This is a genomic window from Paraburkholderia sp. UCT2, assembly GCF_014397665.1.
Taxonomy (GTDB): Bacteria; Pseudomonadota; Gammaproteobacteria; order Burkholderiales; family Burkholderiaceae; genus Paraburkholderia; species Paraburkholderia tuberum.
This window is the reverse complement of record NZ_VZQO01000052.1, coordinates 23970-47595: the sequence shown is the minus strand read 5'-3', so window position 1 is coordinate 47595 and position 23626 is coordinate 23970. Positions and strand designations below refer to the sequence as shown.

The window sequence follows — 23626 nt, the reverse complement described above, 5'->3', positions numbered from 1 at the left end:
GTGCCCGCCAACGTCAAACGCCACAGCGGATAACCGATGACGCATTGCAAGCCGCATCGCTTCGCCGACGTCGAGTATCGTGTAGAAGACGAAATCGCTATCGTCACGATGAGCCATCCGCCAGTCAACGGATTAGGTCTGGGAATCCGTCGCGGACTCGTTGCTGCGTTTGAAGCGGCCCGGTGCGACGCGCGGGTTCGCGCGATCGTACTCAATGGCAGTGGAAGCGGCTTTTCCGCGGGAGGTGATATTCGCGAGTTCGGCACTTCCGCTGCCACAGCTTGGCCAGCATTGTCGCTGCACGTTCATCCGGTGATCGAGGCGAGCGACAAGCCGGTTGTAGCCGCTATCCACGGGTTTGCCATTGGCGGTGGTCTGGAAACCGCGTTGGTGTGCCACTACCGTGTGGTCGCGGACAATGCGCAGATCGGTCTGCCCGAATGCAAGCTCGGCGTGATCCCTTTGTCCGGCACGCAGCGCTTGCCGCGTGTGCTGGGCTTCGCGAAGTCGATCGAATTCATTCTTGGTGCTCAAATCGTGCGCGCGGAAACCTTCCGGGGCAGCGCGTTATTTGACCGGATCGTCGATGGCGATGAGCATGAAATGTCGCGCCTTGCGATCGAGCTTGCGCGTGAGAAGATAGGCGGTACATCGTTGCCATTGATTCGCCGGTTGCCATTGCCTGATGGCGATCCGGTTTCCATTGTCGCTAAAGCGCGCTCACGCCTCAGCTGTAGCGATGCAATAGAAAGCCAGTGTCTGGATGCCATCGCCGCCGCGGCCGAGTCGCCCGATTTCGATGCCGGCATGGCCGCAGCGCGTGCGATCTACGATCGGCTCGTTTCGTCCGATCAGGTGTCAATGCAACGAGATCGGTTTTTCAAGTCTCGCCGGGACGGCTCCGCTCGATAAGCACCAGCTGATTTGCTACTACGCGGAAAGTTGCTTGCGCAGATCGCCTTTTCGCACCTTTCCCGAAGGCGTGCGCGGCAACTCTGCGACGATGCAAAGTTGCTCGGGCGTCTTTTGCTTCGCCACGCCCGCGCCGGCAAAGTGGGTCTGGACTGCGATCAGGTCGAGCGACGTGCGTTCGTGCAAGACGACGACCGCACAGACTCTTTCGCCATATCGTGCGTCTGGCTGCGCCACGACGGCGACATCGCGCACGGCCGGATGAGTGGCAAGTACTCGCTCTACTTCGAGCGACGATATATTTTCTCCTCCGCGAATCACGATGTCCTTCTTTCGGTCCGTGATGGTCAGGCAACCGTTTGCGTCGAGACGGCCGATATCGCCGGTCCAGAACCATCCGTCGTGAGTGAACGCGGCCGCATCGAGCGCCGGGTCGGTGTAGCCGACAAACAGCTCCGGTCCTTTGATCAGAATCTCGCCGTCGCGTCCGGCAGGCCGGTCGCTGTCCAACTCGTCGACAACGCGCACCTGCGAGCCGGGTTGAATGCGACCGTCCGTGCAGGCCCGGATATCAAAAGGCGAATCGGCCCAGCCGACACTCACTGTCGAATGCTCGGTCAGCCCGTACGCGCGGGTTCCCGCGAAGCCGGCCCGATCGGCCATGGCGACGTGGTCCGGCGTGACACCCGTGCCGCCCAGACCGTAAGAAGCGAGGGACGCCAGGCTGCGCCCGTCGCGGCGGGCGGCTTCGAGGAGCCCCTGGAGATGAAACGGCGTGCCACCCGAGAGGCGCACGCGATACTCATCGACCAGTCGCGCGGCAAGCGAGGCGTCCCATCGGTCCATGAACACCATCTCGGTGCCTGTAATGAATGGACGCAACAGGAAATTGAAGCCTGCAATATGGCCAGCAGGGAAGGGCGTGAGATACGGCCCAGGCCCGTCGATGAACGGAATCTGCCACTCTGCGCCGACTGTGCGATGAGAGTGCCGCACGCCTTTGGGCGAAGCTGTCGTTCCTGACGTGTACAGCAGCAGGCAGATGTCTTCCGACGTTGGCGGGTCAGCAGGGCGTTGTTCATGCGTTGTCGCGGCGAGTCGTTGCAGCGCGCCGAACGTGATGCCGTTCGAGGGCGCCCGATCGCCAACGACGATCACGCGCTCGAGGTCGGGCGTGTCGCCGAGCGCGGCGACACGCTCCAGGTAGTCGGTTCGGGACCAGAAATCGGGCACGCACAGAACGCGGGCGCGGGATTGTCGAAGGATGAAGCCGACTTCGGCGGGACCGTAGATGTGTACGATCGGCACGAGTACCGCACCAATCTCCAGTGCAGCCAGATACAGAAGCGCAGTCTCGCGCTGTGTGGGAAGCTGTATCGCGATCACATCGCCTCGACGCAGACCGAGGGCTGTGAGTGCCTTGCCAATCTCTTTCGCGTCGCGCAGCAGGGACTCGGTGGTGCAAGTGTAGGCACCGGCCTGGGTATGAAAATGGAGTGGCGTCGCGCCGTGCTTTTCGACGGCGCGCGCGATCAGGGCCGCAAGAGGCAAACCGCTCGACCACGGCGCAGTTTTCGATTCGCCCGGATTGGAATTCATGCTAGCAAGGCTCGCAAGAGACTCACCAGCGCGAGTGGCTGGTCAAGCATCATGTGATGGCCTGCGCGTGGCATCGTGATGGGACCCTTCGCGCCGGGAATCGCAGCTACGATGCGGCGCGCGCGATCGGCGCTGACCACGCTGCTGCACTCGGCGTGCACGTAGCTGACGGGAACCGCGATGCGGGTCAGCAGGTCTTCTTCGCCTTCGACCGGCTGGAGATTCCGCAACTTCGGGTCGAAGCGCCATACCCAGCCGTCGGCGGTTTGACGAAGTGATGTCCGCGCGAGATGCTCGAGCAGCCACGGCTCGCAATCTTGTTCCGGGATGAGTCGAAAGCGACTGAGTGCAGTATGCCAGTCCGGATAGGGGCGGGGCGGCGGGCGTCGTTCCACTGCAGGCAAGGTTTCGCCTCGTAGCATGAAAAACGAATCGAGCACGACTGCATGCGAGAGACGATCGGGAAAAGTCGCGCACGCCTGGAGCAGACGCGATCCGCCGAAACTGTGGCCCACCGCGACGCACGGTCCAGAGCCGATTGCATCCACGACAGCGACGAGGTCGCGCACGAATACGTCGGCGCTGTATTCCTGCCTGTAGGCGCTGTCGCCCATGCCGCGGAAATCCAGAGCAAAGACGCGAAAGCGATCGGTGAAGAAGGGCGCAATGAAGTCCCACCAGTGCGTGTGCCCGAGAAAACCGTGTGCGAAGACAAGTGGCGGCTTACCGGTGTCTGCGGCGTTCCACGAGACATAATGGACAGTCACCCCGCCGCCTTCGGTGAAGTGAGATCGACGCGGCTGGGCCATGGCGTGGTCGAACCATGAGGGGACACGATCATTCATTGCGGATTTTCCATTACCTGAGGCTTGCATACGCGGTCCACCGACCAGCTATGCGAGTACGATGTGCTGTCGATTCGCATCGATCCAGTCCACCATCGGGGTGAGCTGGACGCCACGTTTGGAAAGCGAATCGATATCGACGCGGTACCCGACCGCGTTGATCCATTCCTGTGCATTCACCCATCCGGGTGCGAGACCCTTTGCTCGGGCTTCATCTGGTGACACGTGCAAAACGGTGATCTGTGCGCCCAGAACGTTGCCGAGGCGATTCGCAACTTCAGACATCGTGAGTCTTTCCGACGCCAGCGGCACGGTCTCACCGTGCCAGCGTTGCGGATCGTTTAGCGCGCTGGCCGCGAGCGCGCCCACGTCGTCGGCGGCAATCCAGTCGAGTCGTGCGTCGGGTAGCAACGCGCTGAGCAGCAAGCTTTCGCGAAGGTGCGGAAACATCGCACCCGTTTTCGGCTCAGCGAGGTTGTCCATCATGAATGCCGGTTGCAAGACCGTCCACGATTCGAAGCCCGCGGCGCGAACGGCCTTTTCCACTTCCCATTTGTCCGTCCAGTACTTTCGGTTCCAACGTTTCTCGCTCCAGCCAGGAAACGTCTCATGATTGCCGGCCTGCGCCACGGAGGTGTGAACGAACTGCGGGACCTCCGCGTTGCGCGCTGCGTTGACGAGCGCAAAACCCTGGCGGCGTTCCCTGTCGCTGCGATCAAAATCAGGCAGGAGAACGGAGAAGACGGAACCGACGCCCTCCATCGCTTTTGCGAGCAAGTCGCGCTCGTCCAGATCTCCCCGTAGCGCCTGCGCATCCATGTCGACGAGTGCCCGCGCAGCCGGCGAGTCTGGATTGCGTGTCAGGAAGCGTACCTTGCGTCCAGCCGCAAGAAGATGGCGAGCCGCGGCGCCTCCTTGTGCGCCAGTGGCACCGATGACGAGTACCGCGGCGGATGAATCGATCATGACTTGTCCCGAGGTGGAACGTTAGACGTTGGCCAGGCGTGTCACGCCTGGGCGGCTTGCGCGCGATGCCGCTAACCCTGTGACAGCCATTGCAGGCTCGCGGCCTGGTGCTCACAAGCATACGTTCCGATATTAGCACGATGTTCATAAATCAACGAGCAAAGGATGCCAGTGATCGATGCTTCAGAGCTGCCACGCCAGAGAGCAAGGCGAATGGCGCGAGGCGCAAAGACGAAGCTTCGTCTTTGCGCCTGACACCACGATCAATGCTGCGGGCGCAGCGTTTGAACGAGGCCGCCTTCATGTGCAACGATCACCTCGGATCCCGGCTGATAAACGCCGGCAATTTCGTCTCCGCGCAGGCGGTTGCCCTGGAGGCCGCGCAGATAACTCGTGTCGTCGAGTCGCAACACATGTTCACCATGCGCGTCGCGCACGACGATCTGGTCCGATGCGATCGACGTCAGCGTGCCCACATAGGGCAGGCGGGGCTCAAACGGGAAACTTCCGCCGTGCGGCAGAATGCGCGTGTCGAGTGACAGACGAAAACGGTCCGAATGATTGCTGAGACCAGAGTGCGGCGTGCGTCGGCTCATCAACAGGACGTCGCCCAAGCGGTAGTTCGTGCGGCGCCATGCGTCTTCTGGCACGCTCGCGAGATCGATGGGAACGATCTTGTTGCCGTCCTTCCTGTGCAGGCACGGAAGCTTATGCAATCCTTCGGCGACGGCCAATCCGCCGACTTGCGCATCGATATCGCTGAGCGGAATCCAGCAGATGATGAAATCGAGGCGGTCGCTGTAGATAGCATCTTCATGAATGAAGTCGAACCGTGTGCGGCTTTTGTCGATAGCGGGCGGCGAGGTGCGGTATTCGGTGAAAGGTACCCAATAAAGCGGTACGCCGAACAGCCGCTGAAAGAATGCACGAACTGCGGGGTCTTCCATCACGGTGCGTGCCGCACCCTGCTCGTTCATCGCCTTCACTGGGAAAAAGCTGAAATTTTCGCGGTCTTTGCCAGTCCATCGCACGTCTCGGTCGTTGCGGTCCACGAAGCCGTTGCTGTCGAGGTGATCAACAAGCAGACCGCGCATGCGCTCCAGCGGCTCGTGGTCGAGAACGTCGCGAAAGAACAGGTAGCCGTCTTCGTTCCAGCGTTCTTGCAACTCGGCGTGATTGCCGAGCAGGCCATTGGAAACGTTGAATTCGCGCATCGTCTGCACGATATCCACGCCTGGTGTGCTCATAAATTGTCTCCTTTGGTCGCGGGGGCGCTCTGATGTCGGCTCACAGCAATCCGCGTTCTTCCGAAGTGCGGGTCGTGGTGTCGATGCCAAGTTCCCGCAGTGTCTCCAGAACGGCCGTGGTAGCGGAGGCGACGGCGGGGAACCCGGCATACGGAAGCGCCTGAATCAGCACCCCTTCGAGTTCGCGTGCGCTCAGACCGTTGCGCACGGCAATGCGGACGTGGTTCTTCAGTTCGAGCGTCTGCCGGCTGGCGATGAGAATGCCCAGCGTGACGAGGCTGCGCTGCTTGCGCTCGAGTTTGTCGTCGCCCCAGACATCCGCGAACGCGTAGTTGATGGCAAGGCGTGAAATGTCGGATCCGAAGCCGGTGGACTCGCTTGCGGCACGTAAGCCGGCTGCCTTGTCTTCACCCATGATTTCGCCGAATACCTTTAAGCCATAGGCGAGTTTTTCTTCGAGGCTCTTCACTTGTCTCTCCTGTTTAACCGCGGCGGCGCGGCTATTGATAGCAGATGCGACTCACCCGAGCCGCCTTGCACATTGTTCGTATTGTAGAACGACATTCTAAAATGTATGTTGAACGGTGCTGGACGTCAAGATAGTGCGCACCCGATATGACCAGGGTTCGTCCGTAGTGCACCGCAACGGGACAAAGGCGATATGCTGGGGACACCCGATATCAAAGCCATATCACGTCATGGAATTGCGGCATCTCAGACACTTCGTTGCGGTTGCGGAGACCCAGCACTTTGGCCGTGCGGCTGCGCGCCTGGGCATGGCGCAGCCGCCGCTCAGCCAGTCGATCATGCGGCTGGAGGAGCAGCTCGGTATCAAGCTGCTCGAACGTACACCGCGAGGCGTTTCGCTCACAGCCGCCGGAGCCGCGTTGCTCGCGGAAGCGAAGCCACTGATCGCGCAAGCGGAGCTGGCCGAGCGGCGCGTGCGGCAAGCCGCCGACGAACTGGCGAGCCTGAGCGTAGCGTTCGTGCCGATGTGTGCGCTGCGAATCATGCCGCTAGCCATTCAGGGGCTTCGCAAGCAATGGCCGGGCGTTGACGTCCGGTTGATCGAGCGCGGCAGTGCTTTGACCGTCGCCAGCGTGAAAAACGGCAGCATCGACCTGGGCGTGGTAGTCACCAGCTCGGCGGACGTCTCCGGTTTGGAAAGCGTGGTCATCGAGCGTCTGCGTGTGGTGGCCGCGGTTCCGGCGAAGTGGCCCGTGGCGGCGCAGCCTTCAATTCGTATCGCGGATCTCGCGCGATACCCGCTCATCATGTTCCCTCAGCAGATGTCGCAGCCGCTGTTCGCTGCGTTCGAGACAGCGCGCCGCGAGGCGGGGCTGTCGCCGCGGGTGACCCAGCAGGCGCGCCATCCATACACGATGCTCAACCTCGTGTCTCATGAACTGGGCATCGGTCTGATGCTGGACTCGGCGCGATACCTGCCCGTGGAGGGTGTCGCCTTCGTCGACATCGAGGATGTTCCGGCTGCAGGCGAAACTGAGGTGTCGCTGGTGTGGGCCGATAGACCTCACAAGCCCTACCACCGTTCGATGCTCGACATCATGCGCGATATCGCGTCGCCGGCGGCGGGGTGATACGCGCATCGCACTGCTCGACAGCTTCGTCCATGCTGCTCCTTTCGTCATCCGCTTCTCGTTCATCTTGACACTCCAAAGTGGTGTGTTTATCTTTGCGAATGACGTTCAGAAAATAACCCGCTCGCGCGGCGAGCCAAAGGAGGAGCAATGAGCACGAATGTGGCGAGTCTTTTCAATCTCGATCAGAAAGTGGCGGTGGTAACAGGGGCAGGCTCAGGCATCGGCCGCGAGACGGCTTTGCTGCTGGCGTCGGCCGGCGCGGCGGTGGTCGCGGCGGACCTGAATGAGGAAGCGGCGCAGCAGACGGCCAGGCAAATCGAAAGTGCGTCTGGCAAGGCTATCGCGATCAAAGTGGACATCGGCGATGAATCGTCGATTCTTGCGATGTACGAAACGGTGCAGGCCAAACTTGGGCGCCTCGACATTCTCGTGAACAACGCGGGCATCTATCCGAAGACGCAATTCGTCGAAACGTCGGCAGAAAAGTGGGACAAGGTGCTCGGCATCAACTTGCGCGGCACCTTCCTCTGCATGCGAGAAGCGATCAAGCGAATGCAAGGTGCCAAAACCGGCGGTTCGATTATCAATATTTCGTCGGTGGCTTCGCTGCAGCCGGTGATCTTCGACAACGGTGACTACGGCGCATCGAAAGCGGGTGTCAACAACCTCACCAAGGTGGCAGCGCTCGAATTCGCAGCAGACGGAATTCGCGTGAACGCAGTGCTGCCCGGCGGCGTGGCAACCGAGGGCGCGGCCGCATCGACGAAGGTTCATCAGGCTCACGGGCCGATCACCCAACCTGGTCGCATGCCGCTGGGCCGCATCGGCGTCGCCTCCGATATCGCCAGGGCAGTGTTGTTTTTCGCGTCGCCGGCATCGGACTACGTCACCGGTCAGCTTCTCGCTGTCGACGGCGGCTTCCAGGTCTCCTGATTACTCTCGTCTGCGTGTCATGTTCGAATCGCTAAGCTGCGTCGAGAACGCGGCTTAGCGCTGCAATTCCCTTTCCCCCACTGATTGCCGACCCGTTCGCACACACGTCCATGTGTGCAGCGGGCGCTCGCGCATGCGCGTCGGTCTGTGCCTTGTCGGGTAGTGAAAACACCGACGTCATTAATTGAACGACTTGTTGCATAACCATATTCCATGGCCTAGGATGTCCATCAAGAGGCGCCATGCAAGCGCCCGAGAGGCATAAGCCTGATCGGAGACATGCGATGTACTTTCTCGACAGCGATTTACGTGGTCCTCTTGCGGACTATACGTACGACTATCGTCGCCAGCGCGCTGAAAAGGGCGCTCCGTCGTCGGACGAATCGGCTCGCGCAAAACAATCGAATTGGGCGGCGCGCGTATTGGGCGCGGTGGCGCCTCGTGCTCTGGGCAAGCTGCGGACGGAGGGCCGGGCGCGATGAAAACGCTGACTCGCGAGAGCGCTCGGGAAGCGCGTAGAGTATGGCTCCCACTCATTCTCCTGTCGATTTCGGCGGCGGCGGTCTGGTTGCTGCAACGCGATCTGCGCATGGAAGAGCTAGGCCGGTCCGCACTCTTCGACGTCGTGATGATGTTTGCCGTGCTCGGGGCGACGGCATTGGCGGGCATCGTCGGATGTGCGATTGCGAGCCGTGCGCGAGCGCAGGAAGCCGATTTGTCGACAGGCGAGGATTGTTGCTTCATTGGCGCCGTGATCGGTGCGGTCGTCTTTTTTGTCGCCATGACTATCTAACGGTAGAAGCCATGAATGAAGAACTGAGCGCACGCGTCGAAGCACTGTTGGATAAGCAGGACATACTCGAATGCGTGCACCGCTATTGTCGCGGGGTCGATCGCATGGACCGGAAGTTGACGCTGTCGGCGTACCATCCGGACGCAATCGACGACCACGGCGCATTCGTCGGGGATGCAGAGGAATTCGTTGACTGGGCCTTTGCGTACCATACCGAGCATCAGTTGTCGCACCACCATATGGTGTTCAATCACAGCGTCGAATTGCAGGGCGACGAGGCGCACGGGGAGACGTACTGGCTTTTCTTCGGAGAAAATCGCGTCAAGCCAGACACGCTAGCGGTGGGGCGCTATATCGACCGCTTCGAAAAGCGTGATGGCGTGTGGGCGATTGCCGCCCGCGTCTGCATCTCCGAAGCGATCAACGAACTGACCCCTGCGGAAGTGCCTACTGCGTGGCGTGAAATCCTGATGGGCAATGGCGTCAGTGCACGAAATCGTGAAGACGTCTCTTACGAACGGCCTTTGAAGACGCGCCAACCCAGCGAGGTTTAAGGCCAGACGCAAGCCTGCAACGACGCTTGCCACGGATCCCAGCATCGATTTGCCATGAAAGCCAACGACGGCAGCAAGCCGACGTTGGCTTTCAGCTATTGGGTAATGGCGCAATCGTGCTGTGACCGACAATCGACAGAAACTCGCGGCGGGTGGAAGGATTGTCACGGAATGCGCCCAGCATTCGACTCGTCACCAGCGATGCGCCGGGCTTGTGCACGCCTCGCGTACTCATGCACTGATGCGCAGCTTCGAGAATGACAGCGACTCCCTTCGGCTGCAGCACGGTGTTCAGCGCATCGGCGATCTGAACGGTCATCTTCTCCTGAATCTGAAGGCGCTTGGCATAGACATCGACGAGGCGCGCGAGTTTGGAGATGCCGACCACGCGATGCTCGGGCAGGTAGGCAACGTGCGCACGTCCGATGATAGGCACCATATGGTGTTCGCAGTAGCTCTCGAATCGGATGTCCTTTAGCACCACCATCTCGTCGTAGCCATCCACTTCGGAAAACGTGGTGGCGAGAATCTGCATCGGATCGGAGTCATAGCCCGAGAAGAACTCGCGGTATGCGCGCGCGACCCGTGCGGGTGTTTGAATGAGACCTTCCCTTTCGGGATCGTCACCGGCCCATCGGATCAGCGTACGCACGGCTTGTTCCGCCTGGTCCCGCGTGGGGCGAATCGACACTTCCTCAGCGCCAATCTGATTGTCTCGTTTGTTCATCAACTCTCCTGATCATTCATGCCTCGTGCAATCGCATCGGCGTCCGCGAGCGCGGCACACGAGTGTCGGTGATGTGGAGGAAGTGTATATAATTGCACGGTGTTCGTAAATGAAAACGACCGGTGCATCTTGCACGCGACGTTCGACCATTGCGGGTCGAAAGGTCAGGTTGCACTTACACAGGGATCAGCACATGAAAACGCGCATTACAGAGCTGCTTGGGATTCGATACCCCATTGTTCAAGGGGGCATGATGTGGGTGGGTCGCGCTGAACTTGCCGCCGCCGTCTCGAACGCCGGTGCGCTCGGCACCATCACCGCTCTGACGCAGCCCACGCCCGAGGCGCTGCGCAACGAGATCGCTCGGGTTCGCTCAATGACGGATCAGCCGTTCGCCGTCAACCTGACCATTCTGCCGACGATCAAGCCAGTGCCGTACGACGAGTACGTGCAAGCGGTCGTGGAGAACGGTGTGAAGATCGTCGAGACGGCGGGACGCAATCCCGAGCCATATATGCCCGCATTCAAGGCTGCGGGAATCAAGGTCATCCACAAGTGCACGTCGGTGCGTCACGCGCTGAAAGCGGAGGCGTTGGGCTGCGACGCCGTGAGCGTGGACGGATTCGAGTGCGCCGGACATCCGGGCGAGGACGACGTGCCCAATCTGATCCTGTTGCCGGCCGCGGCCGCGAAACTGCATATTCCGATGCTTGCGTCAGGCGGCATTGCCGATGCGCGCGGCATGGTCGCCGCGCTCGCGCTCGGCGCGGATGGGATCAATATGGGTACGCGCTTCATGGCAACGCGGGAGGCGCCGATTCACGAGAACGTCAAGCGCAGGCTCGTAGAGCATGACGAGCGCAATACGGCGTTGATCTTTCGCACGCTGAAGAACACGTCGCGTATCTTCAGGAATTCGGTAGCGGAGCAAGTGTTGGAACTCGAGCAAAAAGAGGGTGTGACGTTTGCGGATCTCAAGCCGCTCGTGAGCGGTGAGCGCGGTAAGCGAGTGTACGAGACGGGTGACACCGAAGACGGAACGTTTCCGGCTGGCCTCGCAATCGGGCTTATCGAGGACATTCCCACCTGCGCGGAACTCGTGAGTCGGATGGTCGCCGAGGCGCGCGCACTCATTCATGGCCGGCTGGCCGCGCTCGTAGAAGAGAGCTGAGTCCGAAAGAAGACGGCCGTCGAACCAGGCTGCCCGCGCCCCCGGTTTCAGCGGACGTGGCAGCCGATGCATGCATGACGATCGCAATCAGGCCTGCGAAGTCGGACGACCTTGTTCGTCGAGTCGTTCGAGATGCGCCAGCAGCGACCGGGATGCCGCTGGCCAGAGCCTTTCGGGAACATCGGTATAAGCAAGACGCAGCCAGTCGTCGATCGAACCGGTCGGCAGTGCCTTTACCGCGCCGGCGATCTTTGCTTCCCGGGCGAGACGGTGTGCCTTGAGACGGGCGATCTGGTCATGCGGTCGGTCCAGCACGTACCCATGGGCGGGCAGAATAAAGTCGATGTCACGTTCGGTGCAGATCGCGTTCAACCGGTCGAGTGACGTAAGGTACGCCGTCATGTTGCCGTCGGGAGGATCGATGATGGTCGTGCTGCCATTCAGAATGTGATCGCCGCTGAATAGCAGTCCGTCTTCCAGAAGGACCAGGCACACGTGGTTGCTCGCGTGCCCCGGTGTCGAGACGACCAGCAATCGATGCGTCTCGCCGTCATGCGCAAGTGTCAGCACATCGCCATCGAGCAATTCCGGTGTCGTGTTTAACAATGAAAATGGCGTTCAGAAATTAGCGCAATTTTTGTTTTCTGTCCACGTTGTTGTGCGATGCGCAAAGCTGCGATCGTGCCGAACGTTGTGCACGTCATTCGCGCCAGATTGCGTGTGTGCTATCAGGCCTTCCTTGTGGATGACAACGGATAGACGTGGCTGGGATTTCGCGTTATTCTGGTTCAGAAAGATGATCGACGTTCAATTATTGGTTGAACTTGGCCCGCAACATTTCCAGGTATCGGAAGGCGATGCGAGCGCTCGCGGGACATGACTTGCCAGATAACAACAGGACGACTCAGATGGATGCAGGTACGGCTTCGCACGACGCCCTGATGGATGTGCCGTTTCGCCCGATTCGCGTCGGCAGCATGGATGCCATCGTCGAGCGAAGGCCAGACGGAAGCGTGGTGTATGAACTGCAGGAACCGCTCCAGGCGTATCCCGTCCGCTTGACGGAGCGGCTCGAACACTGGGCGAGCGTCACGCCCGAGCGCGCGTTGCTTGCGCGGCGGACGCCGGACGGCAAGTCATGGGAGTCTCTGACCTACCGCCAGGCGTTCGACGGTGCGCGTGCGCTGGGGCAGGCGCTGCTCGATCGAGGATTGTCGCCGTCTCGTCCGTTGATGATCCTCTCCGATCGAAGCTTTGAACACGCGCTCTTCGCGCTCGCCGCATTGCACGTCGGGATTCCCTATATCCCGGTGACGCCCGCGTATTCGCTGTTATCGCAGGACTTTTCGAAGCTCAGGCAACTCGCGGCCGTATGCACGCCCGGCCTCGTCTTCGCGGAGGACGGCGCGCAGTATGGCCGCGCATTGCGTGAGGTGTTCGGCGACGTGGAATGTGTCGTCGTCGGTCCGTTGCCGGAGGGTCGTGGCGGTTCGCGCGTCGCGCAGTGGCTGAAGACGCCGGTTACAGCCGACGTCGACAAGGCGTTCAAGGCAGTCGGCCCGGATACGGTGGGCAAGATCATGTTTACTTCGGGAACGACAGGCGCACCGAAAGGCGTGATCTACCCGCAGCGCATGTTGTGCAGCAATCGACAGCAAGTCGCCCAGGTGTTCGCGTTTCTTCAGGACGGGCCATCGGATCTCGTCGACTGGCTGCCCTGGCATCACACTTTTGGCGGCACGCATAACTTCGGCATGGTGCTGTACGGCGGGGGGACTTACTACCTGGACCCAGGCAAGCCAACGCCGGAGGAAATTGGCCCGACGGTGCAGGCATTGCGTGAAATCGCGCCGGCGGTCTACCTCAATACGCCGCAAGGGTTGGCCTCGCTCATTCCGCATCTGCAGGCGGACAAGGCACTGCGCGAGAAATTCTTTAGCAAACTCGCGCTAATCTACTACGGCGGCGCAAGTCTGCCGAAATACATCTGGGCTCAACTCGACGAGCTCGCGGTGCGTACCATCGGCCAGCGTGTGCTCATCATGTCGGGCATCGGCAGCACGGAAGCAGGCCCAACGCCGCTATCGGCGGCCTGGGATCCGCGACGGGAAGCGATTGCGGGGTTGCCCGTGCCCGGCGTCAAAGTGAAGGTGGCGCCGGTCGGCGCGAAGCTGGAAATCCGTTTCCTCGGCGACTGTGTGACGCCCGGCTATTGGAAAGATCCCGAGCGCACCGCCGCCGCGTTCGACGAGGAAGGCTATTTCCGCTCCGGTGACGCAGCAACGTTCATCGACCCGCAGCGCCTCGAACTGGGACTGCGCTTCGACGGACGCATTGCGGAAAATTTCAAGCTGTCCTCGGGCACCTGGGTCAACGTCGCCGAGTTGCGACTGTACGCGCTGAACGTGTTGGGCCCGTATGCGCGGGATATCGTGATTGCGGGGCACGACCGCGACTACCTGAGCGCGCTCGTCTTCCCTGACATTGAAGCGTGCCGTGCGCTTTGCGACGACCTTCACGATCCAATGCCGGGCGCCGACCAGATCATCAACAGCCACGGCGTGCGCGCGTTCTTCCAGACCGGACTCGACCAGCTCGCCGCGCGTCCTGGCGGCAGCTCTACGCGCATTGCGCGCCTCGTGCTCGAAAGCGAGCAGCCGACGCTCGATAACGGCGAATTGAGTGCAAAGAGCGCAATCAGCCAACGCAATGTGCTCGAGCGACGGCGCGGTGTCGTGGACGAGCTTTATTGCGTGCCGCCCACGCCGCGCACATTGGTCGGCAACGCTGGCGCAGCAGCGGCCGCAGATCGAGGCGCGCGCCGCGGTTCAACGTACTGAAAACGCTGGAAGTTAAACCATGGATTTTCGCGTAGATCCCGCGGACATTGCGTTCCGCAAAGAAGTTCGTGCGTTCCTCAACGAGCATTTGCCGGCCGACCTGGCCTTTCGCGGGCAGCAGGGCTTTCTGGCAGGTGACGACGATTCACAGCGCTGGACTCGCATCTTGCACGAAACGCACGGCTGGTCAGTGCCGCATTGGCCGCTTGCTGACGGCGGCACGGGGTGGACCGCGATGCAGCGTTACATCTTCGAGGAAGAATGCTATCTGGCAGGCGCACCGATACAGAATCAGGCGGGCGTGTCGCTCGTCGGACCCGTGATTTGCGAGTTTGGCAACGAAGAGCAGAAGCGGCGCTTTCTTCCTCCTATCCAGCGTGGTGAAGTGTTCTGGGTACAGGGTTTTTCAGAGCCGGGCTCGGGTTCCGATCTTGCATCGCTACGTACGACGGCGGTTCGCGATGGAGACCACTACATCGTCAATGGACAGAAGATCTGGACCAGCTTCGGCGCCTACGGTCAATGGAATTTCGTGCTGGTCCGCACGGATAGCGAAGCGAAGCCACAAAAGGGCATTTCCTTCCTGCTGCTCGACATGTCGTCGCCGGGCGTTACCGTGCGGCCGATCGCGTCGCTCGATGGCTGCCATCACCTGGCGGAAGTCTTCTACGACAACGTGCGTGTGCCCGCTGAAAACCTTATCGGCGAGGTCAACAAGGGGTGGGGATACACCAAGTTTCTGCTCTTTAACGAGCGGGCGTTTCTTGGCGCTGAGGCGCCTGCCCTCAAGCGCTATCTGCGCAAGATCCGGCACTACGCCTCGCGCGAACGGATGGCCGGCAAGCCATTGATCCAGGATCCGACGTTTGCGGCACGTTTGGCGCAGCACGAATTGGAGGTTCGCGCGATCGACATGGCGGTGCAGAAAATCCTGCATCAAGGGATAGACGAGCGCAGTGGCGGTATGGCGATCGGATCCATGCTCAAAGTGCGCGGATCTGAACTCCATCAGAAGCTCACGGAGATGCTGCTGGAGGTGATCGGCGATTACGGCGCCGTGTTCTATCCCGATCCGAATGAAGAGCGAGAGCTGCGCGAGGCCCAGTTCATCGGACCTGAATACGCGCCAGGCCTGGCGGCAGAGGTCTTCTATCGGCGGGCTTGCTCGATCTATGGCGGGACGGCCGAAATTCAGCGAAACATCATCGCCAAAGCACTGTTCGATCTTTGACGCCGTATCGAGTCACGAACGGTCTTCGATCCCCGAGACGTGGGATCGCATCAATTGCCGGCATAAAAAGGGTGCAGCATGGACTTCGAGTTGAGCGACGAACAGCGGATGTTGCAGGAAAGCGCGCAACGCTTCTTGCAAAAGAGTTATACGTTCGAACATCGCCGCAATCTTGCTTCGCAAGGAGGCGGATTTTCGCGCGAGACGTGGCGTACGTTCGGCGAAATGGGTTGGCTCGGTGTCGCGGTGCCGGATGAATTGGGCGGGCTCGGTTTCTCGTCAATCGAAAGCGCCATCGTGGCCGAGCAGATCGGGCGCGCGCTGGTGCTGGAGCCATACGTGATGTGTGGTGTGTTTCCTGCGTCACTTGTCACACGCTGCGGGCGAGACGGGCAGCGCGAGGCGATACTTGGCGAGATCGTTTCGGGCGAGACTGTCTATGCAGTCGCGCAAAGTGAACGTGAAGCGCGGGGTCAGGTGCATTACGTGACGGCCGCCGCGAAGAAGACAGAGGACGGGTCGTGGCGGCTGGACGGCTATAAGACGCTCGTGGTTGGAGCGCCCGTTGCAGACCGTCTGCTCGTCGTCGCTCGCGCGGCGGGTGCAGCCGATGCCACGGACGGCATCGGGGTTTTCGTCGTCGATCCGAAGCAGGCAGGCGTGACGCTGAAGACTTGCGCGTTGCTCGACGGCACGCCATCTGCCGACTTGCTGCTCGATGGTGTGATCGTCGCAGAATCGAATGTTCTGGGTGAGGCTGGGCGAGCGTTCGAAGGACTGCAGGCCGCCGTTGACGAAGCGGTCGTTGCGATCTGTGCCGAACTGGTGGGCGATATGGAAGACGCTATCGAGCTCGCGTCGGAGTACCTGAAAACGCGCAAGCAGTTCGGGGTGGCGATTGGCAGCTTCCAGGCGCTGCAACACCGGATGGCCGACATGGCGATCGAAGCGATGCAGGCGCGCGCAACACTGCACCGTGCGTTGCTCTCTATCAGCGAGGACAGGGAGAACCGGAGCGTCGAAATCTCGGGCTGCAAGGCACAGACCACTCGTGGCGCGAAGTTCGTCACGCAACAGGGTATCCAGTTGCACGGTGGCTACGGCATCACGGATGAATACAAGGTGGGCCATCACTATCGCCGTCATCTGGTGCTCGACGCATTGTTCGGCAACGCGGACTATCACCTCAATCGCTACGCACGCCAGATTCAGCACGAGGCAATGGTCGCGGCGGCGTGAACCCTTTCGAGGCATTGCCATGAACGCGAAAGCAACCGATCTGCTCGGCGTGCAGAGTGGCGGAACGGTTCTCACGTTGACACTGAACCGGCCCGCGGCCCGCAACGCACTGAACCTCGCATTGACCGAAGCGCTGGTCGACGCATTGCATCGTTTCGAAGCGGACCAAAGCCTGCGCGTCCTGATCGTGACGGGCGCCGATCCGGCCTTTTGTGCTGGGCTCGACCTGAATGATTTTTCCGCGCCCGATGCGCCGCGCACGCGGGTCGCGGACATGATCGATATGTGGCCGCGCCTCACCAAGCCGGTAATCGCGGCGGTCAACGGCGCTGCCGTTACCGGCGGGCTGGAACTTGCAATGGGGTGCGATTTCATCATCGCGTCCGAGCGTGCGCGCTTTGCCGACACGCACACGAAAATCGGCGCGCTCGCGGGGGGCGGCATGACCGCGAGGTTGCCGTATATCGTGGGTCCGCGGTGGGCGAAGCAGTTCAGCTTGACGAGCGATCCGATTGACGCGGCCACGGCGTTGCGCATCGGCCTCGTGAACGAGGTGGTCAGCCACGATCAATTGATGGAGCGCGCAGCGTCACTAGCGAAGACGATTGCGAGCCGCCGCCCCGATCTCGTCGCGACGGTCAAGCGGGTGATCGATCAGGGTGCGCTAGCTTCGCTGGAAGAGGCGTTGCGGATCGAGAAGGCTGCATTGGCGCAAAGAAAGCAAAGCGGCGGCATGGCGTGGCAGGTGGGGAAATAATCGCTTGCCTGAGCGAAGCGCGCGACGCGAGGGCTTTCATCGACAAGCCTCCATTTTTGTGGAGTACGTATGCCCTCATCGCTTTTTGACCTCACGGACAAGGTCGCAATCGTCACCGGATCGAGTCGCGGCATTGGCTATGCCAGTGCGCTCGGCATGGCGGAACACGGCGCCAAAGTCGTCGTTTCCGGCCGTAACGCCGACGCCTGCGAAACTGCCGCGCAAGCCATCAACGAAAAGATCGGGACTCGGGTGGCCTTGCCGTTCGCCTGCAACATCGGCCGTAAAGCGGAATTGCAAGGTCTCGTGACTGCGGCGAACGGCGAGTGGGGCAGGGTCGACATCGTGATGGCCAATGCCGCGATTCACCCGTGGATAGGCTCGGCACTCGATCTGCAAGACGAAGCGTTCAACAAGTTCATGCAGGTCAACGTCCAGAGCAATATCTGGCTCGCGCAGATGACTGTGCCCGGCATGATCGAGCGTAGCTATGGGCGCTTTATTTCGGTGGCATCCGTGGTTGGCCTGTTCGGCGATGCCGTGACGGGAACCTACGGGCTCACCAAAGCCGCCGACATGCAGCTCGTGAGAAACCTCGCGATGGAATTCGCCGCAAAGGGCGTCACCGCCAATTGCATCGCGCCTGGCACCTTCAAGACCGAGATGGCGCGATCGCAATGGGAGGACGAGGCGATGGTCAAATGGTACCGTGGTCGCAATCCATCACAGCGCTTCGGCGAGGTCGACGAGATCGCCGGGCTAGCCGTGATGCTCGCATCGCGTTCGGGCGGCTATATCAACGGCCAGACGATCGCGGTGGATGGCGGCCACACGATCTCGTTTCGCTGACCTGCAGGAGGGAAGGACATCGTGCGCCCCCAGATGTTCAGGAGGCGAATCACCGATCTGCTCGGCATTCGTCACCCGATACCGAAGAGAACGTTGCCTGCGTGGAGACCGGTGACCGTTGAGGCGGACAGGCAAGCGCAGCGCCGCCGCTACTCCAGCCACGTCCTGATCCCCGCGATGTAGTCGGCCATTTGCCTGCGAGCCTGCTCTTTATCGCGGGCAATAATCGCGCGCGCGATCTCGCGATGGTATTCCTTGATCCTCGCCACGACGCGGTCGCGGTCCGTTCGGCTGCGCCGATGAAACGTGGAATGCGCATCGGCAAGTTGCAGGACGATGCCGTCGAAGAGACACAGTGCGGGATCGCCGCAAAGTTCAGCGAGCAGGAAATGAAATCGCAGCAACTCATCGGCGCCGGCACGACCGTCGAGTTGCGACTCGGCCTGAACCTGGTCGTGCACGCGTCGCTCACCTTCATGGTCGAGCCGTTCGATGACGAGATCCAGGACGGCCAGTTCGAGCGTGCGGCGCGTCGCGAGAATATCGCGCGGCGCGATGCCCGCATACTCCAGATAGACGCCGACTGCCTGCATCGTCGCGCTCAGGTCCGGCTGGGCGACGATCACGCCGCCTGCGGTGCCGCGCTGCACCCTCACGATGCAGTGGTGCTCGAGCAAGCGGATCGCTCCGCGCAACGCAGCGCGACTTACTCCATGGACCTTCATCAATTCCTGCTCGGAGCCGAGCGGTAGTCCTGCCGGCCATCCCAGATCGATGATGTGTTTCAGCAGCGCCATGAAGAGCGTCTGCGCGCGCGTGATCGGTGCGCCGATCGCATTGCGCTTGCGGCGCGACTCGGCAGTTGGGGGCAGCGCAGGCGTCATCGCGGCCAGCATCGAGAGCCACTGCTGGCGCGGGGCTTGGCCAGGATGCATGTTGTCGCGCAGCTTTTCGCGGCGTTGCGCGGCGAACTGGCTGAAGAGGGCGACGTCGGCTGCCGGGACGACCAGTGTCAGGCTCACCATGCCTTCGGCCTTCTTGCGGGTGCGATAAGCGGCGACGCGTTCGGCAGACGACTTTGGCATGTCCGGGTTCAGTATTAAATGCGAACGTCGTTCAATATATCGCACATGATCGTTACGTGTAACGAAGCTTTCGTGCGCGCAGGCAGCGCGCGTTTCCGGACTGGAGAGAAAGCCGGTAAATCAATACGTTAGCTCCTGTGCCCCTGTGCTGATCGCGCGCCGGGCGTGCTCGTGGCCAGACGAGCGGATCGACCGGTTTTCAGCCACGCGCGAGGATACCTATAGTGAGCCGCTCCACCACTTCACCATCGTGACGGTGTAACGACCATGAGCGACACCAAACTATCCATGCCGCGCCGCGGCGACTTTGGCTGGCAGCCTCTTGTCAGCGCCTTCGAGCCCACCATCGAGGACATGCTGTCCAACCGCGCCTACTTCGGCATGCCGCCCGAAGCGCTCTACCTGTGGGGAACGCTGCGCGACGAGGATGGCGAGATCTATTGCCCGATGCGGCGGATTCCCGCTGGCCTGCGGACCGACGCAAAGGACACGCGGCGGCGTTTCTACCTGTGCACGACGCTCGGCCACGACGACGGCATGCATATGCATCCGGTAGGCAAGGAATCGGTGCCGAACGATGGATTCGCAAGAACGCTCGAAGAGGAGCGCATCCACTGGCGAAGCCATCCGCAGGCGCCCGGCAATCGCTTTCACGTCACCTGGACGCCCGAGGATTGCAGCTGGTACGAAGAGAACGGCATGGATATCAGGGGCAAGCTCGTCAAGCCCGGCATGCACTGGTATCTGCCGGGCCGCGACGCGGGCATGTACTACGTCGCGAACATCTTCGAGATGGAAGGGACGATACTCGGAAAGAAGGTGCGCGGCATGATCGGCTTCGATCCGATCCATATGTACGAGGGCGGCGAGATCTACAAGACGAAAGATGCGCTGGTGCAGGAGAAGCTGGAACTCGTCTGGTACACGTGGGCGACGCGTTATAAGGACGGCAGCATCGACTTCGGGCACTTCACGCTCGGTAACGACATGTTCGGCTTCGCGATTCTCGGCAACGAGAAGGGCGAGGTGCGCTTTACCTATGACGTGACGGGCACCATCGATTTCGGCGCGAATGGCTATTGGCAGGAAGGCATCCGTTACTCAGCGTTCGGCGAAGAGTGGGAGTTCATGCCCGATCCGCGCGGGCGTCTGGTCGGTCTCGGGACGCTCAAGAATCCGCAGGTGGACGGCCGCTGGCGGCGCGTGGGCGATGTGCGCGAGCCTGACGTTTGGTTCGCATGGGGCGAAGCCGCCCCGGAGCATGGCAGCCGCCCCATCAACCGGCTCCCGGGGCTTGGCACGCGTGTCGGCGTGAACTTCCGCAAATACTGAACTTCGGCGCGCGTATGCGCAAAGGGCGACGCCGACGCTGAGCGTCGCCCCGCGGGCATTTCCGCCGGTCACTTCACGTACTTGCGAAACTCCGGCTTGCGCTTTTCGCGGAACGCATTGCCGCCTTCCTTCGATTCGTCGGTGTCGTAGTACATCGCCAGCGCCTGCATCGCGAACGCGCCGATGCCGCGGATGTTCTCGGTATCGATATTGAACGAGCGCTTGGCGAGCGCAATAGCGGTGGGGCTCATCTGCAGAATCTCGTCGCACCACTTCTTCGTTTCGGCGTCGAGTTGTTCCGCGGGTACGACGGCGTTGATGAGACCCCAGTCGAGCGCCTGTTTCGCGCTGTATTTGCGGCACAGGTACCAGATTTCGCGCGCGCGCTTCTCGCCGACGATGCGCGCGAGGTAGGCGGTGCCGAAGCCCGGATCGACCGACCCGACCTTCGGGCCGACCTGACCGAAGACCGCGGTCTCGGCAGCGATGGCGAGATCGCAGAGCGTCACCAGCACGTTGCCGCCGCCGATTGCATAGCCGTTCACGCGTGCGATCACGGGCTTCGGAATGTCGCGGATGATGCTTTGCAGTTCCTCGATCGGCAGACCGACGGTGCCGCGCCCGTTGTAGCCGTCGCCGGACTGATCGCCGCCCGTGCAGAACGCCTTGTCGCCGGCGCCCGTGAGCACCACGACGCCGATATCCTTGTTCCATCCCGCGAGGCCGAAGGCCTTGATGAGCTCCTCAACGGTGTTGGCGCTGAATGCGTTGTACACCTTCGGGCGATTGATGGTGATCGTCGCGACCCCGTCCGCCTCCTGATAGCCGATGTCCTTGAATTCCATGTCGTATTCCAATGTTGTTGGTTGATTGCGTTCGCGGAGCCGTTTATCCAGCCATCGTCAGACCGCCCGACACGCTGATGACCTGACCGCTGATGAACGCGGCGTCGTCACTCGCGAGAAAGGCCACCACCCCCGGGATGTCGCCAGGTTCGCCCATGCGGCCGAACGGCACGGCCTTCACGAGGGCGGCCTTGATGCGCTCGCCTTTCTCGCCCTGCGCGAGGTTGTCGAGAAGCGGGGTCGCGGTCGGGCCGGGGCAAACGACGTTGACGGGAATCATCTGGCGGGCCATTTCGCGTGCCATCGTCTTCGTGAAGGCGATGAGGCCGCCTTTGCAGAACGAGTACACCGCTTCCATCGAGGAGCCCACGCGTCCCGCATCCGACGAGATGTTGACGACGCGGCCACGGCCACGTTCGGCCATCCGTCGCAGCACGGCATGGTGCATGTTCAGCGGTCCGTACAGATTGATTGCCACCACCTTGTCCCAGAACGGTTTCTCGGTTTGCAGGAAGAACGCACCCATGTCCCAGCCGGCGTTGTTCACGAGAACCTCGATCGGTCCCAGTTCTTCCTCGACTCTCGCCACCGCAGCATGCACACCTTCGTGATCCGTGATGTCGACGCGGTAGGCTCGCGCCTTGCCGCCCGCCGCCTCGATTTCCGCCGCGACACGCACGGCGCCTTCTTCGTTCAGGTCGAACAGCGCGACGGTCGAACCTTCGTCGCCGAATCGTCTGCTGATGGCGGTTCCGATCCCACCTGCCGCGCCAGTGACGACGACGACCTTCTCCTTGAGCCCCTTCATTGATTCCCTCCGTGATGTGCGAGGCGCTGCCGCGCCAGTTAATCCTTGCTCAGCGCTTCCGATACGGCTTCGCCCCTTCCTGTGGCCCGGGCGAGGAGCGCGCTCGCTTCGTCCGCGCTATATCCCGCTTCGACCAGAACCTGGATGCTGTGCTCGCCGAGATTCGGCGGCAGATAGCGAACGTTGCCGGGCGACTCGGAGAAGTGCACCGGTATCGAGGTCATGACCATGTCGCCTTCGGTCGGGTGCTCGAAGCGCTGGAAGAACCCGGTCTCCTTGATGTACGTGTCGTGCATCAGGTCTTTCAGGTCGCGCACGGGACCGTGCGGCACGTCCGCCGAGGCGAAGATCGCATTCCATTCCGCAGTTGTCTTCTTGCGGATGGCGTCGCCGACGATGCGATACAGCTCGCTGATGTTGCGCATGCGCTCGGCCATGTGGTGGAAGCGCGGGTCGTCGAGCAGATGCGCTGCATCGATTGCGCACAGCACGCGGCGCCATTGCTCGTTATTCACGGCGAGCAGGCAGATATGCCCGTCTTTTGTCGCGTAGGGCCGGCGGTGCGGCGAGAACATGCGCGGATAGCCCAGGCCGGTTCCGTCATTGGAGCCCAGCGCACCTTCCCAAAGATGCTCGAAAAGATTGAATTGCAGCATCGTTTCGAACATCGGCACATGGACGAGCTGGCCGACACCGGTCCGCTCGCGGTGATAGAGCGCCATGCCGATCGACGACGCCAGCACGTAGCCGCAGAACTTGTCGACGATCACGGTGGGGAAGTACCGCGGCGAGCCGTCCGCGTCGCGGTTCATCGCGGCAATGCCGGTTTCGCCCTGAATCACGTCGTCGAAAGCGGGGCGGTCCTTGTAGGGTCCGTCGATTCGATAGCCGGCACCCGACGCGTACACGATGCGTGGGTTGCGCGCCCGCACGGTTTCATAGTCGATGCCGAGGCGCTCGGCGGCACTCGGGCGCATGCTGTGCACGATGACGTCGGCGGTCTCGACGAGCTTGAGCAGCGCTTCGCGGCATTCGGCCTGCTTCAGGTTCAGGATCACGCTGCGCTTGTTGCGGTTCATGATCGTATAGAACACTGCCATGTCGGGATTGCGGCCAGGGCCATTCTTGCGGTTCTGGTCGCCTTCGGGCGGTTCGATCTTGATGACGTCCGCGCCCATGTCGCCGAGTAGCTGCGTGGCGACCGGACCGAGCACGTTGATGGTCAGGTCGATCACGCGGACACCGGCTAACGGGCCGGTCGCCGGTTCGAGGGGTTGTTGGGGATTGTCCAT

Annotated in this window: 22 protein-coding genes and 1 pseudogene; 12 read left to right on the top strand and 11 right to left on the bottom strand. The window is 61.5% G+C overall.

Going from position 1 to position 23626, the window contains the following annotated elements; genetic code table 11:
• Nucleotides 1-36 precede the first annotated feature (36 nt).
• Entirely contained in the window at nucleotides 37-912 is an 876-nt protein-coding gene (locus F6X39_RS30645) for an enoyl-CoA hydratase-related protein (RefSeq protein ID WP_187619335.1), read from the top strand.
• 18 nt (nucleotides 913-930) lie between these two features.
• Here the strand turns inward: F6X39_RS30645 and F6X39_RS30640 are convergent, their stop codons facing one another.
• From F6X39_RS30640 to F6X39_RS30620, 5 genes are all read right to left on the bottom strand, one after another.
• On the bottom strand, nucleotides 931-2511 hold the full coding sequence (locus F6X39_RS30640) for an AMP-binding protein (RefSeq protein WP_187619334.1): 1581 nt from the start codon (nucleotides 2509-2511) through the stop codon (nucleotides 931-933).
• Nucleotides 2508-3356 carry an alpha/beta fold hydrolase gene (locus F6X39_RS30635; RefSeq protein WP_187619333.1) on the bottom strand — a complete coding sequence of 283 codons (849 nt, stop codon included), beginning with the start codon at nucleotides 3354-3356 and terminating at the stop codon, nucleotides 2508-2510. Before F6X39_RS30635 ends, F6X39_RS30640 begins: the two co-directional genes overlap by 4 nt.
• A gap of 48 nt (nucleotides 3357-3404) precedes the next feature.
• Nucleotides 3405-4322 (bottom strand): NmrA family NAD(P)-binding protein, encoded by a 918-nt coding sequence (locus F6X39_RS30630; RefSeq protein ID WP_187619332.1) that lies wholly within the window; start codon nucleotides 4320-4322, stop codon nucleotides 3405-3407.
• 263 nt (nucleotides 4323-4585) lie between these two features.
• Nucleotides 4586-5554 (bottom strand): phytanoyl-CoA dioxygenase family protein, encoded by a 969-nt coding sequence (locus F6X39_RS30625; RefSeq protein ID WP_316251740.1) that lies wholly within the window; start codon nucleotides 5552-5554, stop codon nucleotides 4586-4588.
• Nucleotides 5555-5609: 55 nt separating this feature from the next.
• Nucleotides 5610-6038 carry a carboxymuconolactone decarboxylase family protein gene (locus tag F6X39_RS30620; protein ID WP_008917662.1) on the bottom strand — a complete coding sequence of 143 codons (429 nt, stop codon included), beginning with the start codon at nucleotides 6036-6038 and terminating at the stop codon, nucleotides 5610-5612.
• A 229-nt stretch (nucleotides 6039-6267) separates the two neighbouring features.
• Between F6X39_RS30620 and F6X39_RS30615 the strand changes: the two genes are divergently transcribed.
• From F6X39_RS30615 to F6X39_RS30600, 4 genes are all read left to right on the top strand, one after another.
• The gene (locus F6X39_RS30615) at nucleotides 6268-7167 is read left to right on the top strand and encodes a LysR family transcriptional regulator (RefSeq protein WP_184032496.1); all 900 of its coding nucleotides are present in this window, start codon (nucleotides 6268-6270) and stop codon (nucleotides 7165-7167) included.
• A 150-nt stretch (nucleotides 7168-7317) separates the two neighbouring features.
• Nucleotides 7318-8103 (top strand): SDR family NAD(P)-dependent oxidoreductase, encoded by a 786-nt coding sequence (locus tag F6X39_RS30610; protein WP_187619331.1) that lies wholly within the window; start codon nucleotides 7318-7320, stop codon nucleotides 8101-8103.
• A gap of 478 nt (nucleotides 8104-8581) precedes the next feature.
• Complete coding sequence (locus tag F6X39_RS30605) at nucleotides 8582-8896, top strand: hypothetical protein (protein WP_187619330.1); 315 nt, start codon at nucleotides 8582-8584, stop codon at nucleotides 8894-8896.
• 11 nt (nucleotides 8897-8907) lie between these two features.
• Nucleotides 8908-9450, top strand: a complete 543-nt coding sequence (locus F6X39_RS30600; RefSeq protein ID WP_184032187.1) for a nuclear transport factor 2 family protein — start codon at nucleotides 8908-8910, stop codon at nucleotides 9448-9450.
• A gap of 91 nt (nucleotides 9451-9541) precedes the next feature.
• On the opposite strand, the gene folE is transcribed toward F6X39_RS30600, so the two are convergent.
• Nucleotides 9542-10177 carry a GTP cyclohydrolase I FolE gene (gene folE / locus F6X39_RS30595; protein ID WP_187619329.1) on the bottom strand — a complete coding sequence of 212 codons (636 nt, stop codon included), beginning with the start codon at nucleotides 10175-10177 and terminating at the stop codon, nucleotides 9542-9544.
• 193 nt (nucleotides 10178-10370) lie between these two features.
• Here folE and F6X39_RS30590 point away from each other — a divergent pair, with 193 nt between their 5' ends.
• Entirely contained in the window at nucleotides 10371-11348 is a 978-nt protein-coding gene (locus tag F6X39_RS30590; protein WP_184050184.1) for an NAD(P)H-dependent flavin oxidoreductase, read from the top strand.
• Between the two features lie 87 nt (nucleotides 11349-11435).
• Here F6X39_RS30590 and F6X39_RS30585 read toward each other — a convergent pair.
• Nucleotides 11436-11942: pseudogene (locus F6X39_RS30585) on the bottom strand (MBL fold metallo-hydrolase); the annotation flags it as partial.
• Between the two features lie 314 nt (nucleotides 11943-12256).
• Here F6X39_RS30585 and F6X39_RS30580 point away from each other — a divergent pair.
• The 5 genes from F6X39_RS30580 (at nucleotide 12257) to F6X39_RS30560 (ending at nucleotide 18264) form a co-directional block, all read left to right on the top strand.
• Nucleotides 12257-14188 (top strand): AMP-binding protein, encoded by a 1932-nt coding sequence (locus tag F6X39_RS30580; RefSeq protein ID WP_262414866.1) that lies wholly within the window; start codon nucleotides 12257-12259, stop codon nucleotides 14186-14188.
• A 19-nt stretch (nucleotides 14189-14207) separates the two neighbouring features.
• Entirely contained in the window at nucleotides 14208-15419 is a 1212-nt protein-coding gene (locus F6X39_RS30575; RefSeq protein WP_187619328.1) for an acyl-CoA dehydrogenase family protein, read from the top strand.
• Between the two features lie 78 nt (nucleotides 15420-15497).
• The gene (locus tag F6X39_RS30570) at nucleotides 15498-16658 is read left to right on the top strand and encodes an acyl-CoA dehydrogenase family protein (RefSeq protein ID WP_187619327.1); all 1161 of its coding nucleotides are present in this window, start codon (nucleotides 15498-15500) and stop codon (nucleotides 16656-16658) included.
• Nucleotides 16659-16677: 19 nt separating this feature from the next.
• Nucleotides 16678-17415 carry an enoyl-CoA hydratase gene (locus F6X39_RS30565; protein WP_187619326.1) on the top strand — a complete coding sequence of 246 codons (738 nt, stop codon included), beginning with the start codon at nucleotides 16678-16680 and terminating at the stop codon, nucleotides 17413-17415.
• A gap of 69 nt (nucleotides 17416-17484) precedes the next feature.
• The gene (locus F6X39_RS30560) at nucleotides 17485-18264 is read left to right on the top strand and encodes an SDR family NAD(P)-dependent oxidoreductase (RefSeq protein ID WP_187619325.1); all 780 of its coding nucleotides are present in this window, start codon (nucleotides 17485-17487) and stop codon (nucleotides 18262-18264) included.
• 149 nt (nucleotides 18265-18413) lie between these two features.
• Here F6X39_RS30560 and F6X39_RS30555 read toward each other — a convergent pair whose 3' ends face one another.
• Nucleotides 18414-19349, bottom strand: a complete 936-nt coding sequence (locus F6X39_RS30555; protein ID WP_187619324.1) for a FadR/GntR family transcriptional regulator — start codon at nucleotides 19347-19349, stop codon at nucleotides 18414-18416.
• Nucleotides 19350-19616: 267 nt separating this feature from the next.
• On the opposite strand from F6X39_RS30555, the gene F6X39_RS30550 reads away from it, so the two are divergent.
• Nucleotides 19617-20681 carry a hypothetical protein gene (locus F6X39_RS30550; RefSeq protein ID WP_187619323.1) on the top strand — a complete coding sequence of 355 codons (1065 nt, stop codon included), beginning with the start codon at nucleotides 19617-19619 and terminating at the stop codon, nucleotides 20679-20681.
• 68 nt (nucleotides 20682-20749) lie between these two features.
• Here F6X39_RS30550 and F6X39_RS30545 read toward each other — a convergent pair whose 3' ends face one another.
• Genes F6X39_RS30545 through F6X39_RS30535 form a run of 3 tightly spaced genes read right to left on the bottom strand, consistent with a single transcriptional unit; the run spans nucleotide 20750 to nucleotide 23626 of the window.
• Complete coding sequence (locus F6X39_RS30545; RefSeq protein WP_184032198.1) at nucleotides 20750-21526, bottom strand: enoyl-CoA hydratase-related protein; 777 nt, start codon at nucleotides 21524-21526, stop codon at nucleotides 20750-20752.
• Nucleotides 21527-21569: 43 nt separating this feature from the next.
• The gene (locus F6X39_RS30540) at nucleotides 21570-22334 is read right to left on the bottom strand and encodes a glucose 1-dehydrogenase (RefSeq protein WP_018425530.1); all 765 of its coding nucleotides are present in this window, start codon (nucleotides 22332-22334) and stop codon (nucleotides 21570-21572) included.
• Between the two features lie 38 nt (nucleotides 22335-22372).
• The gene (locus F6X39_RS30535; RefSeq protein ID WP_187619322.1) at nucleotides 22373-23626 is read right to left on the bottom strand and encodes a CaiB/BaiF CoA transferase family protein; all 1254 of its coding nucleotides are present in this window, start codon (nucleotides 23624-23626) and stop codon (nucleotides 22373-22375) included.